Below are 13,951 nucleotides of genomic sequence, written 5' to 3'. Positions count from 1 at the left end.
TGTAAGGAATACGCTTTCAACCTTATAACTCTTACAGCTGCGTCATCCCGGTACGAAACAACGGATATGCAGAAAATATGCGCAGGAATGGAGAAGAAAATGTTAGAACTAAGTTTGAATAAACTGTTGTCGGAATATCCCTTTGCCCTATCTTATTTCGAGCAGAATAAACTGGATATTACGGATTATGGTGACAAAACCTTTAAAGAATATTTAGACCATTTTACTGATGAAGAGTTGGAGGATGGAGCAATTGATAAGCTTAAGCTTATAGAAGATCTTCCTGTCTTTATTGAACAAATGAGCGCCTTTTTAGGACTTTCAAAAGATAACCAGGTACATTCCCTGACTATTCTTCCTGGACATGATAAATCCGGCGTAACAGAAGGCTTTTCTGAGCTTACAGTAGAAACCTCACAGATTATCTCAATCGTTGGTCCTACGGGCTCCGGTAAGAGCCGCCTGCTGGCTGATATTGAATGGGCTGCACAGAATGACACTCCTACCGGACGCAGTATTCTTATCAACGGTAAAGTTCCGGATAATAAATGGCGTTTTTCCTCCAATAACAGGTTGGTGGCACAGCTCTCCCAGAATATGAACTTTGTAATGGACCTTACGGTACAGGAATTTCTGAATATGCATGCCATAAGCCGAATGGTAGAAGAACCCCAGGAGGTTATAGAGCGTATTATTCAGGCTGCCAACAACCTGGCCGGTGAAAAGTTCGATTTAAATACTCCCGTAACCAGCTTAAGCGGCGGACAATCCAGAGCTTTGATGATTGCAGATACTGCAATTTTAAGTTCTTCTCCCATCGTTCTTATAGACGAAATTGAAAATGCGGGAATTGACAGGAAGAAGGCTCTGCAGTTATTGGTTTCCTCCGATAAGATTGTGTTAATGGCTACCCATGATCCCTTACTGGCACTTATGGCAGATAAAAGAATTATCATAAAAAACGGCGGTATCAGCAAAGTTATCTATACCAGCAAGGAAGAAAAATCCCTGTTAGGCGAGCTGGAGAAGCTGGATGTATTAATACAAACTGCACGTCAGGATCTTCGTAATGGACAGGTTTTGTCCATGGATTATCTATCATAAGCCATCAGAATATCTTATGGCGAGCTTGTTTTGATTGCGTAATATTATGTTACTTATGACATTTAATACATTTTAAGACAGGATGCAGAATATCTCGTATTTCCCGGGATAGCTGCATCCTGTTTGTGTTAATGATTGTCATCTGTTTATAAGATTTGTCTATAATTACTCTATGAAATATACGACAAATGACATTATAGCAATAAGAATAAAAATTATTCCACCAAACCGTGTTGAATATATATAGTGTTTCGATGGTTCTGCATTTCTTATTGTTTTCCATCTTTCAGTTATATTATAAATGATTATTGGTTTTATAACCATTGTAGTACCAATTACTATGAAAATTATTGACATTAAGATTAACATAGGCATATTATCTTTCTACTTAAAATATTTTTAAGTCTAACTTTTGGTGGTCAGTTGAGTGTTTACGCTTAAAGGTATTTAATTACCTGTTAATACAACTACGAACAACTTACAACCTCTTAACACTTTCTCTTGTAATTTAATATTCTGAAGGTTTCTTTTTAAAGGCCTTTAATCTCTCATATTCATCTGTAGTAATCGTCAGAATAGTTCCATGTTTATATCCATAAGGGAACTGAAAAGATTGATCTGAACGAACAAATTTGCCTGTTGATAATTTATCCGCAAGGAAGGGAACATATCCCTGTTCTTCCGCGGAACAACCATAAAAATCAAGGAACAGACTCCATCTTCCGTCCCCCAGCTTTACTGCTGTAGGTGCTTCATACAAACCTTCTTCAACTGCTTCCATACTCTTATCAAACTCTTCGATTCTTTCAAAAGGACCGGTTACATTTTCAGATACCATCAGGATAATCTTTTCCGGATTCCGCTCGCTCTTTAAGAACAGATAATACTTATCATCTTCTTCATACATGGCAGAATCAATGACACCGCTGTCTTCTTTCTGATACAGCAATTGTGCTTTTGTGAAATCAACAAAGTCCTTTGTCCGGGAATAATAGATTCCCTTTTCACCGTAATTATTAGAGCTGTGAGGAGATGACCAGTGTACGATATAATCATCATTCTTCTTATCATATATAATATCCGGTGCCCAAATGCATCCGAAATCTTCATCACCAAGTTTAATCATTCTCTGCTCTGACCAGTGTATGAGATCTTCTGACTCCCAAAGTACCAGACTTTTGCTTCCGTTTCTGCCGATTTCTGCCCAGGAATTATTATACTGGTTCAGCATTCCGTAGGATAAGCTTAAGTCAGTGGCCATAATAACGAATTTACCTGTTTTGGTTCTGATAATGGTAAAATCCCTTACGCCCTTGTCTCCGTAGTAACTCCATAAAACCGGATTGCCATCATTCACTTCCTCCCAGTGAAAGCCGTCCTTACTGACTCCGAAGTATACCTGCTCTCCGTCCGGTGTTCTCTTTTCCTTGAAATGTACAAATAAATATGCCTGCATATTGTTTACTCCCAATTTAGATATTAATTATAGCTGTAGTTTTTGTAGTTCCGTATAAGCCTGCCAGTAAATGGGTCTATCGGATACTTTGTATTGTATTTCTTCATCATATCATGAACGTCGGAGATTAATAGATATAATCTTCCGATTTTCTTGATATTTTTTCCGTTAATTAATATTCCTTAACAAACAACTTATAGACGAAATATTTGAACCTTTCTTTCAAATCAAACTCTTAGCACGTATTGATTCGAAAAAACTTATGAATCTCGCAAAATAATTACTAAATTATAATTCAATAAATCCCAAAGAAATAATTACATAATAATGCTATCTTCTTGACATTTTTTCCGCTTATAATAAACCCACCTAAAACCGACCTTTTAAAAGCCCGTAGGGAAAAAGCAACCGTCCTGCTATCCAATGAGGTTCTTCTGGTTCAGCAAGTTGCTGATTTGTGCGGCTTTGCTAATGTAAGACATTTCACAAGACAATTTAAAAAATTGTATGGATGTACTCCAGAAGAATACAGCAGAAAAGCCTATTGAAAATTCTGATTGACTACCTAAATAATTTCTTTTATAATATTAGTTGAACATATAAACAACTATTATAATGTCTATTATTATGAAATTCTGTATCAAGAAAGGATACCAGCATATGAATCTATTCAAACTCTTAGGTATGATAATTTTTCTTATGTTCTACTCCAGTTATTTTATTAAAATGATACTACAAAGACGTCAGGGGATTAAAACCGATAGATTGGGACGTGGTTCCAAACCCAGACGTACCAGAAATATCGAAATTCTTTTAAAAATAACTACTTACTCAATGGCATTGATTCAGATAATAAGTATTGCTGCCTATGACTATCTCCCTCTTCTTATTCCATCTGCAATGATTCGTTGTATTGGTGCAGCAATTGGTTTTGCTGGTATATTCATTTTCATAACAGCTATGGTCACAATGCAAAATAATTGGCGGGCTGGTGTAGACCCCTTGGCAAAAACTACCCTGATTACACACGGCATTTACAGATTCAGCCGCAATCCTGCTTTTCTTGGATTTGATTTATTTTATTTAGGCTTCACCTTATTATTCTTTAATATATTTCAACTAATCTTCTTCCTGTGCTGTATAATAATTCTGCATTTACAGATTCTTGAAGAAGAGAAATTTCTAATTACCGCTTTTGGATCGGATTACAATAACTATAAACAAAAAACTGCAAGATATTTTATTTTGCTTTAAACTGACTATCTTAGGTTTCTTGAGTTTCCGTAAACTAGTCATGTCCGCAGTAAACTTCTATCCGGTTTAGAAAGTTTACGGGATATATTGTTTGAAAAAGATAAAATTTCTCGTTTCAAAGTAAAGGTATTTGATGTAAAATTAGCCATATGGATTTCTCCTCTTTTTTGTTTAGTAGGTTATTTTGTGGTGATTTAATTTTACATCAAAAAAGAAGGAGATTCCTTATATTTTTAGCAAATTTATTAAGTTGTTTATTACAATGGCTGTGAAACAAAGGCTCTGTGGATAAAACTACGGAAACTCAAGTATTTATTTTGTTGACATGCATGAGGAAAGATTATATAATATTTTTCTTTCGATTCTTTAATAAATTTGAATAAATGGAGGAATCAAATGAAAGCAGTTTACGAAACCGAACATCTCTTATTAAAGCCGTCCAATGACTCGTTTGCAGAGATGGTAGCAGATTATTGTATCAGAAATCGATCCTTTTTAGCAGAATGGGAGCCGGTGAGGGAAGAGGAATTCTATACCAGCAAATATCAGAAAAAGCTGCTATGCAATGATATGGAAAACAATGATTCCTTCAGACTTTGGATATTTAAAAAAGGAAACGAAGAAAAAATTATTGGCTGCCTTGGCTTTACGAATATTATGAGAGGGGCATTCTTGTCCTGCTTTCTTGGCTATAAGCTAGATGGACAGGAAATAAACCAGGGATATATGACAGAAGCTCTTAAAAAGGGAACTGAAATTATGTTTCAGGATTTCGGACTTCACCGGATTGAGGCAAATATTATGCCGAAAAACATACGATCGTTAAGAGTTGCTGAAAAAGCAGGATTTTATAACGAAGGACTTTCTCGCAAATATTTAAATATAAACGGTAAGTGGGAGGATCATATTCATATGGTTCTTTTAAATGAGCCAGATTCACACCAGTAAATGGTAAGCACCAAACTCATTGGGTCGGTCACTTACAGAAAGAGATGTATGATTATGGAGAATCCTTTTTTATACGGGACCCTTTTTGTAAAGCAATATGAAAACCGGTCGGTCTTATTGCAAGATACCGTGTCATGGTACTAGGCCCATGATACTAGCGTTTTGGATACTGTGCCATAATACTGATCCATGATACTAGTATCAATGATGCTAATTCGAATGAGATTCGTTCTATAATGCCAGTACCAAGCATAATGCCGTTTAGATTTTCTTTAAGTCTTCTACGGTTCTTTCATTTACAACATTACCTGTATTTAATGTGGTTTTTGATTCAATGAGCATTACGTGAACTTCTTCCTCAGCAACAGGCATGTGTTCGATTCCTCTGGGAATTACGATAAATTCACCTTCGTTCAGGTGGACATCATTATCTCTAAACTTAATGGTCAGTAAGCCTTTTAGTACATAGAACATTTCATCCTCGTTTTCGTGAGAATGCCATATAAAATCACCTTTCAGTTTCACTAATTTTACGTAAGATTCGTTGAGTTCACCTATAATCTTGGGATTCCAATATTCATTAAAAAGGTTCAGTTTTTCTTTAACATTAATTTTTTCCATGATAAATACCTCCAGTTTTTCATTTATAATGTGACGTAAGAAACGAAATATTCATTTATTGAACATAAATCAGTTCGTTTAATGCTTATTGAAATCAATGGACAATTTAATGTCCAAAAAGAGATTATGTATTCTTATTCCAAAGTTAATCTTCCGTCCGAGCGTTCTTCGTATGAAATAAAAACAAGGCGAGACCAGCTAATGATACCAACCCCCTGCCGCAATGAGATAACTTCACCAAAATGATATAAGTAAGGATATAGGTTCCAACGGATTCCCCTAGAATACTCATTGATATGGCGGAGATGCTCAGCCATTTGAGAAGCCAGTTAAAAACTACTTGTCCACTTTCTATCCGGTTTAGAAAGTTTACGGGATATTTTGTTTGAAAAAGATAAAATTTCTCGTTTCAAAGTGTAGGTATTTGATATAAAATTAGCCATATGGAATTCTCCTCTTTTTTGTTTAGTAGGTTATTTTGTGGTGATTTAATTTTACATCAAAAAAGAAGGAGATTCCTTATATTTTTAGCAAATTTTTTAAGTTGTTTATTACAATGGCTGTGAAACAAAGGCTCTGTGAATAAAACTACGGAAACTCAAGTTAGGTTTACATTGACATAATTCTGGTAAATTAATATAATAATACTTTAATATTATTTCAACTACTTTTACAAGGAGGTCATTCCATGAGCAGATATACAACAGATATTGATAGATGCGACTGTAATATAATACATGAATCTGTGGTAAATGATGTTAGAGAGCATATGCCTGAGGAAAATAACTTAATGGAGCTGGCTGATTTGTTTAAAATATTCGGAGATTTAACACGTGTAAAGATTCTTTGTGCTTTATTCCGTGCGGAAATGTGCGTCTGCGATATTGCAGTACTGTTAGGCATGACAAAATCCTCTATCTCCCATCAGCTAAGATTACTCAAACAGGTTAAACTGGTAAATTACCGTAAAGAAGGAAAGGTCGTTTATTATTCCCTGGCAGATGATCATGTTAAAACAATCTTTGATCAAGCCATGATACATGTAAGTGAATAACCCCCATCACCTTTTATTAACAGCATCCTTGTCCTTTTTGCCAAACTATATTTCACCATATTATCAATTTATTATTTACACTTAAATAATAATGAATTATACTTATATAGTTGAACACTGGTTCAATCATTCAACCAAACAACCTGGAATTACTTACAAAATCAAACAACCATTTAAATTAAAATATGAAAAATAATATTTACTAAATAATATCAAAGGAAGGAACGATAGAAACATGGAAGGAGCAATAAGGAAGGAATTCGTCCTGGAAGGACTCTGCTGCAGTAACTGTGCAGCGAAAATCGAAAGGGAAGTAAAAAAACTGGATGGTGTGACGGAGGCTGCACTTGATTTTGTATCAAAGAGACTAACCATGGAAATTACAGATGAATCTCAATCAAAAAGCCTGTTGGCACAGACAGATACAATTATTAAAAGTCATGATTCTGCAATTGTAATGGTTGAGAAAGAAGTCTCCCAACCAGGCATTAAGACTTTATATTTACTGGGATTATGTTGTGCTGACTGTGCACGAAAGATTGAGACTCAGGTAAGCAAAATAGAAGGTGTAAAAACAGCAGCTCTTGACTTTGTATCCCAGCGGCTGACGATAGAAGCCACAGACAGAAAGAAGCTTCCGGCTATTATTCGTCAGGCATCACAGATTGCCGTGGAAATTGAACCTGTTATCCAGATTTCCTACACGGACAAGAAACCAGCGGAGAAGGGTACCCAATCAATTAAAAAATGGGCTTACCGCTTAAGTATGTTTACAGGTGGGCTGCTTTTTGCTGTTGGTTTATTAACGGACTTACCAGCACCTGCTGAGATGACCATTTTTCTCTTAAGTTATCTTTTAATCGGTGGTGAAGTAGTTCTTAGAGCAGGAAAGAATATATTAAAAGGCCAGGTTTTCGATGAAAACTTTTTAATGAGCGTAGCTACCATAGGGGCATTTGCTATTGGTAACTATCCGGAGGGTGTTGCTGTTATGTTATTCTATCAGGTCGGCGAAGCTTTTCAGCGTCTTGCAGTCAACCGCTCCCGCAAATCCATTTCTGCACTTATGGATATCCGCCCTGATTACGCCAATTTAAAAGTTGGTGATGAAATCCGAAAGGTCTCACCGGAGGAGGTTGGTATCGGTGATATGATTATAGTCAGGCCGGGAGAGAAGATTCCTCTGGATGGACGGATTACAGAAGGTTCTTCTGCTTTGGATACCTCCGCACTTACAGGCGAATCCCTTCCCAGGGATGTAGAAGCCGGTGACGAGGTATTATCCGGTTCCATTAATAAAAATGGAGTATTAACCATTGAAGTATCGAAAGAATTCGGAGAATCCACCATTTCAAAAATCCTTGACCTGGTACAGAATGCCAGCAGCAAGAAAGCACCTACTGAGAATTTTATCACAAAGTTTGCAAGGTATTATACCCCTGCCGTTACCTTTGCAGCTTTGGCTCTTGCCATTATTCCACCGCTTATTCTTCCAAATGCCGAATTTAAAGATTGGCTTTACAGGGCTCTTGCCTTCCTGGTAGTATCCTGTCCTTGTGCCCTTGTTATTTCCATACCCTTAAGTTTCTTTGGCGGTATCGGTGGTGCATCGAAAAACGGTATCTTAATAAAGGGCAGTAACTATCTTGAAGCCCTGAGTAACATAGATACTATCGTATTTGATAAGACCGGGACGTTAACAAAAGGGACCTTTAAAGTGACCAAATGTGTAGGTATTAACGGTTGGACAGAGTCTGACCTGCTCGCCTTTGGAGCTCATGCAGAAAGCTTCTCCAACCACCCGATCGCTATATCCATAAGAAAGGCGTATAACCAGCCCCTTGAGGAGCAGCGGCTTACAGAACAGGAAGAAATACCCGGACACGGAATCCGCGTTAAGATTGACGGAAGAACAGTGCTTGCCGGTAACGGGAAATTAATGGATACTCAGCAGATTGACTGGAAGCCGGTTGAAGAACCGGGCAGCATTGTTTATCTGGCAGTGGATGGTACTTATGCAGGTTACATAGTTATTTCCGATGAAATCAAATCTGACAGTAAAAAAACCATAAAACAATTAAAAGACTTAGGAGTTAATCATACTGCCATGTTAACCGGTGACAATAAGATTGCCGGAGAAACCATAGCAAAAGAAATCGGTCTTGACACTGTATACTCTGAACTCCTGCCTCATGAGAAAGTCGAACAGCTGGAGAAATTAGATAAGCAGAGAAAAACAAAAGGGAAACTGGTCTTCGTTGGTGATGGTATTAATGATGCACCTGTACTGGCAAGAGCCGATATTGGAATTGCCATGGGAGCTTTGGGTTCAGATGCTGCCATCGAAGCAGCAGATGTTGTTCTAATGACAGATGAACCTTCAAAAATAGTTTCTGCTATCAAGGTTGCAAGGAAAACACGAGTAATCGTATGGCAGAACATCCTGTTTGCCATGGGTGTAAAGCTGTTATTTCTTGTTCTGGCTACCTTTGGTATCGCCACCATGTGGGAAGCCGTTTTCGGTGATGTTGGCGTGACACTCATAGCTGTACTAAATGCCATGCGAGCAATGAAGACAGTTCCTGCAACAGCTGTTTCAATATAAAATATAGTAAGAAGGATATCCATGCTGATATTATTAAGCCTGGTATCCTTCTTACTGTTTATATCCATATAAGCTAAGTTTTCGTTTTTGTTCTAGGGGATACAAGGATAAAAAAGCTTGAATATAATACTTTAAATCCAGAGCAAGAACTAAAAAATCTTTTATATACCCTAACTATACTCTCAATTGTGATACCAGAAACTCTCCTTAAAAACGAAACAACAGACTTATATCAGTCTCTCTTTTCTTCACCTTTTGCTTCAAACCGATACGGTAAGCTGTAATCAGCTCACCAAAATGATTCTCAAAGGACAGTTTTTCAAGGCTGTAATCCAATAAGGTATTTTCATAGGTCAATGTTACGACAGATTCTCTGCCCTCTAAGATAATCTCTCCTTCTCTTAGTAATTTCGGCTCCAGGAAACTCACAAAACCTTCTTCTATCACAATCTCTTCGGCGGCACTTACGGTATCCTGTAATACTATACAATGCTTTGTCAGATCCGAGGTAAGTCTGCGTTTAAAACTCTTTACCTCAGGAAGTCCATACAAGGTTCCAAGTTCCATGCTAATTTCAGAAAAAGCAGTACTTGCAGATACCTGCTCAACCCTGCATTCTCCCATACCTGCTGATTGCTCCCATCCATTTACTACAGGCAGATTATGGTAGCGAGATCTGGTCTGAATAAATTCATAGCGTTTCTCCCCGAAGTAATCCGCCGTATAGCAGCCCGCTCCAAAATCAGCAAGGTACTGCTCACCATTTATGGCCAGTACAAAACTTCCTACATCGTTATGATTATGCTGCTCTCTGTTATTTCCACCTTTAACGCCCAAAAAAATACCTTTGCTTCTTTGCAGCAGCCACTGCCTGTCAGGCAAATAAGTTGCTTCCTCCAAAAGCCTTGTAGTAAATATCTCCTTATCCGTCCACCAGAGATTTCGGCTGATATGGGCAAACCGGTAACCGTTATCAAAATCAAATGGTGTTATATGTGAGCAGGCAGGTGTTTCCACGCCATATTCCTGTCTCAGACAGGATAGTAATCCTGTAGGCAGAAAGCTTTTTGCTGCCACATCGGAAAAAGGGATAAAGGACTTCTCGCTCATCTGAACAAGCCTCGGAAACTCCGATATTTTCTTTATTTTATTAATTTTCTCTTCCTGTTGACGATATTTTGGATCTATTTCCTTGCGAAGAGCTATATAATAGATATAATACCCAAAACCATAAACCCAATATCCGATGCCTTCCTCACAGGCGCCATCCGGCCCAAAGCTATTTATGTAATTCTCAAGCCCCCTGTCAACCTTATGCAGCAGCTTGTTCTGTAATTCACCTTCTGTCAGCAGCAAGGCAGCCATACCAACAGAACCGCAGCAGACGGAACACCAATTGCTTTGAACTGTTTCCCACCACCAGCTTCTTCCAAGAAAGGGCTCAAATATCCGCTCTGTAATCCGCTGCCTAATTGTATTTACAAGAAAAGGCGGCAGAATATTGCTATGAAGCTTTAGAATTTCAGCCAGTGTCTCTCCGGTTTCTGCGGCAAACAGATCAATCTGTGTTTCCGGTTTTTCCAAAAACTTATTCTTATCCTGGGGTAGGTGCGCCATCACGCACCAGGTAAATTCATTGATAACCGCCCATAGAAGTTCTTCAAAATAAGTTAAAGCCCTTTTATAATTACTTTCCGTGCTCTGATGATACTGAAGATAAAGGCAGAAAGCTGCTAATTGCTTTCTTCTCTCGAAATAAGCTGATTCCGACTCTCTTCTGCTCCCCTTTTCAACAAAGGCCATATATCCGGAAAAGAGCAGCTGAGGGATACTTCCATCCATTGCTTCCAGTACGAGGTCATCAATCTGCCTTCTTAAATTCAGAGTAACCTCACTGTTCTCCCACCCAAGTATTTTCATTGGCCTCAACCACCTTTCTAATTTTAAAACTGTGACAGGTAAAGAACTCCTATCAATGCAATTTAACCATTGGAATTTTAATCACTACCTCTGTTCCATGGTTTTCTTCCGATTCTATGTTAATTCCATAATCCATACCGAAAACAATCTTAATTCTCTGATTCACATTATAAATACCGATATGGTCCTCCATCTGGTTTTCTCTGTCGTTTAATTTCCGGTTAATATCAGCCAAACGGAAGGGATTCATTCCAATTCCATTATCACATACATGAAAATGAATCGTTTCATTAACGGATATTTCACCTCGGATTTTTAATAAACCTTCTCTGCCTCTGGGTTTTAAACCATGGTATACAGCATTTTCAATAATTGGCTGAAGGCAGATTTTGATAATGGAATACTCTTTTATTCTTTCATCGATTTCCCACTCTACTTTAAAGACGTCTCCATATCTTAGTTCCAGGATATTCAGATAATTCTGTGTATTATCAATTTCCTGCCTTATGGGAATAATGTAATCTCCCAGATACACATTATTCCGAAAGAGCTGGGCAAGGCTGTTGACAGCTCTTGATACATTATTATCTCCTTTTGTTAAGTCAAAAGCCATCCAATTGATGGTTTCCAGCGTATTATAGAGAAAATGAGGATTAATCTGGGACTGCAGCATTGCAAACTGTGACTGATCCAACAGTTTTAACTTGCTTTCCAGTTCATCCTTCATAATCTCATTTGCCTGAATCTGCTTTAGTATGGTACTTATGATATATCTGAGTTCATTCAGTCTGGCTTTCGCAGGATCACTGTAATCATTAAACTTCTGAGGTTCTTCCAAAACCGTAATAATTTCAGCTACGGGCTTGTAGCTTCTGATTGCAGCAAAATAAGCAAATACTATGCTTAGAACAACTAATAAAATAATAAGCAGCACTATTTGTGACTTTAACTGATTTAATTTATTTTGGTAATGAAACATAGAGGTAATGCTTATATAGGTAAAACCAAACTTGGCAGAGGGTGTTATGGAAATAATGGAATCCATTCCCTCAATATTTTTTATTATGGAAGTCTCACTGCCGCTCTCTACGATGTCCTTTAAGTAAGAGATATCCTTGATCTCGTTACCAAACTGCTCTTCCTCGCTGGACATTATGATATTACCGCTGTCATTGTAGAGATAGATTTTACTTTGATTCTGATATTTTTCTGTAGTAATGATATTATGGAGTTTTTCACTGTTAATGTTTAATATAACCGCACCCTTTTTCTCATGATCTATGATAATCGGTTTAATAATGGAAATTATTTTGGGGTAGTTATTATTCTTAAGCCTTGATATCGTTCGTCCGGAAACATCCTCCAGCTTGTTGTATTCCTCAAGCCAGGAAATGTCCTTAAGCTCTTTTAATGGGCTCTTTCTTTCACCAATATATACGGAATTATTATACTCTGAGTAGACATAGATAGAGTCTATGTACTTATAGATCAATGGAATCGCTTTAACCAACTGGGTAAATTCCTTCATGGATTTGCTGTTAAGATCTGTAAACCAATCATTCACCATAAACATCTGTACATTGTCATTGTAGGAAATATAAGTGCAGAGCATATCGCAGTCGCTTAATAAGGTATCTGAAATATCCCTTACGCCATAGAGCAATGAGTTATTTTCCATAATAATCTCGTCTTTCGCGATACGCTCTACATTTCTGTAATATAAATCATTGAGCAGAAAAAAAGGAATGGAGAACATAACAAAAACCAGCAGGAATGTACGGATAAACATGCTGTTGAATTTATAGCTTTTTATATAGGACCACGTGTTGTTCTTTTTCTTCAATTTATGTCCCCCTGATCTCCTATTTACAGCTCATGAACCTTCTTGCATAATCTTTGGGAGTGTATTTATAGTATTCCTTGAAGATCCTGGTAAAATAACTGGGATCATGGTATCCGCAGGCTTCACTGATCTCTGTAACCTTAAGATTTTTCTCCAGAAGCTTAACTGCCTGCTCCATTCGAATGCGAAGCAGGTAATTACTGAAGGTCTCACCTGTCTGCTTTTTAAAGAAACGGCTGAAATATACGGTGCTAAAGAACATCCTATCAGCAACATCCTGCAGGGAAATATCCTCATGGAGATGCTCATTCATATATTCCTTGATATCCTGAAGAAGAAATTCATTGGAGGCTTCTTCTTCATTTAATAACATTCCTGAAATCCGCTCCAGTATATCAAAGGCAGTAGCTTTTAGCTCCTGAACACTATGCTGGGACAGTAATTGCTTTAAATTAAATTTATCTGCACTGAGCTGAAGCTTTAGGTAGAGGTTAAGCTTATCTATAATTATCTCATACAAATCATAGACATACTGTCCGATATTAGCCGGTGTATTTTCCTTAACATCCTCAAACACAGAAAGTAAGGTGTCCATCGCTTCCTTTCTCTTACCAGATAATATATTGGAATAGAATAACTTGAGTTTATCCATAAACTGCACCTGGTCTTTTTTGGCTCTGTCCTGATCCATTTCCAGCTTCGTCTGGGATAATACTTCTTTAAATTCTGCAAAGTTAGTGGGCTTTAGGATATAATTCTTCACTCCGTACTGTATGGCAGATCTGGCATACTCGAATTCTCTGTAGCCACTGAGCAAAATTACTTTAATATAAGGTTTATTTTCATAAATGTATTTTGCAAGCTCTATTCCTGATACACGGTTCATCTTGATATCAGAAATAATTAGATCTATATCATTTGTTTTTATAAATTCGATAGCTTCTGCTCCATCACTGAAGCTATGCAATACCTCAAAGTCTTCAATTTCGGAATTGATGAAATTCGTTATTCCACTACGGATTACGAGTTCGTCATCTACTGTGATTACCTGATACATACTTCATCTCCTCGTTGAATTTGCTGATATTTAACAGATTATTATGTGATTATAAATCAAAATCCAACTTATATAGTTAACTATAGCAC

General features: G+C 37.3%; 10 protein-coding genes. 5 read left to right on the top strand and 5 right to left on the bottom strand.

The features are described 5' to 3' along the window. The first annotated feature begins 99 nt into the window (after positions 1-99). Positions 100-1,104: an ATP-binding cassette domain-containing protein gene (locus BR73_RS0111805; protein WP_081848634.1), complete on the top strand. Its 1,005-nt coding sequence runs from the start codon at positions 100-102 to the stop codon at positions 1,102-1,104. 508 nt (positions 1,105-1,612) lie between these two features. Here the strand turns inward: BR73_RS0111805 and BR73_RS0111800 are convergent. Then, a complete protein-coding gene (locus tag BR73_RS0111800; protein ID WP_033165686.1) occupies positions 1,613-2,560 on the bottom strand; it encodes a glycoside hydrolase family 43 protein in 948 nt (315 codons plus the stop codon). Between the two features lie 660 nt (positions 2,561-3,220). On the opposite strand from BR73_RS0111800, the gene BR73_RS0111795 reads away from it, so the two are divergent. Both BR73_RS0111795 and BR73_RS0111790 read left to right on the top strand, forming a co-directional pair. Continuing rightward, entirely contained in the window at positions 3,221-3,814 is a 594-nt protein-coding gene (locus BR73_RS0111795; protein ID WP_033165685.1) for an isoprenylcysteine carboxylmethyltransferase family protein, read from the top strand. A gap of 396 nt (positions 3,815-4,210) precedes the next feature. Further along, on the top strand, positions 4,211-4,762 hold the full coding sequence (locus tag BR73_RS0111790; protein ID WP_033165684.1) for a GNAT family N-acetyltransferase: 552 nt from the start codon (positions 4,211-4,213) through the stop codon (positions 4,760-4,762). A gap of 261 nt (positions 4,763-5,023) precedes the next feature. Here the strand turns inward: BR73_RS0111790 and BR73_RS0111785 are convergent, their stop codons facing one another. Then, positions 5,024-5,383, bottom strand: a complete 360-nt coding sequence (locus tag BR73_RS0111785) for a cupin domain-containing protein (protein ID WP_033165683.1) — start codon at positions 5,381-5,383, stop codon at positions 5,024-5,026. A 688-nt stretch (positions 5,384-6,071) separates the two neighbouring features. Between BR73_RS0111785 and BR73_RS0111780 the strand changes: the two genes are divergently transcribed. Together BR73_RS0111780 and BR73_RS0111775 are read left to right on the top strand one after the other, a co-directional pair. Continuing rightward, on the top strand, positions 6,072-6,437 hold the full coding sequence (locus BR73_RS0111780; RefSeq protein ID WP_033165682.1) for a metalloregulator ArsR/SmtB family transcription factor: 366 nt from the start codon (positions 6,072-6,074) through the stop codon (positions 6,435-6,437). A gap of 235 nt (positions 6,438-6,672) precedes the next feature. Next, complete coding sequence (locus BR73_RS0111775; protein WP_033165681.1) at positions 6,673-9,042, top strand: heavy metal translocating P-type ATPase; 2,370 nt, start codon at positions 6,673-6,675, stop codon at positions 9,040-9,042. A gap of 207 nt (positions 9,043-9,249) precedes the next feature. Here BR73_RS0111775 and BR73_RS0111770 read toward each other — a convergent pair whose 3' ends face one another. Genes BR73_RS0111770 through BR73_RS0111760 form a run of 3 tightly spaced genes read right to left on the bottom strand, consistent with a single transcriptional unit; the run spans position 9,250 to position 13,862 of the window. Beyond that, positions 9,250-10,962 carry a heparinase II/III family protein gene (locus BR73_RS0111770; protein WP_051685159.1) on the bottom strand — a complete coding sequence of 571 codons (1,713 nt, stop codon included), beginning with the start codon at positions 10,960-10,962 and terminating at the stop codon, positions 9,250-9,252. Between the two features lie 52 nt (positions 10,963-11,014). Further along, complete coding sequence (locus BR73_RS0111765) at positions 11,015-12,805, bottom strand: sensor histidine kinase (RefSeq protein ID WP_033165680.1); 1,791 nt, start codon at positions 12,803-12,805, stop codon at positions 11,015-11,017. Positions 12,806-12,824: 19 nt separating this feature from the next. After that, a complete protein-coding gene (locus BR73_RS0111760) occupies positions 12,825-13,862 on the bottom strand; it encodes a response regulator (RefSeq protein WP_033165679.1) in 1,038 nt (345 codons plus the stop codon). Positions 13,863-13,951 lie beyond the last annotated feature (89 nt).

It is taken from the genome of Clostridium sp. KNHs205, assembly GCF_000702945.1.
In the GTDB taxonomy this organism is placed as follows: domain Bacteria; phylum Bacillota; class Clostridia; order Lachnospirales; family Lachnospiraceae; genus Anaerocolumna.
The sequence above is the reverse complement of the archived record's forward strand: the minus strand, read 5'-3'. Positions and strand labels throughout refer to the sequence as shown.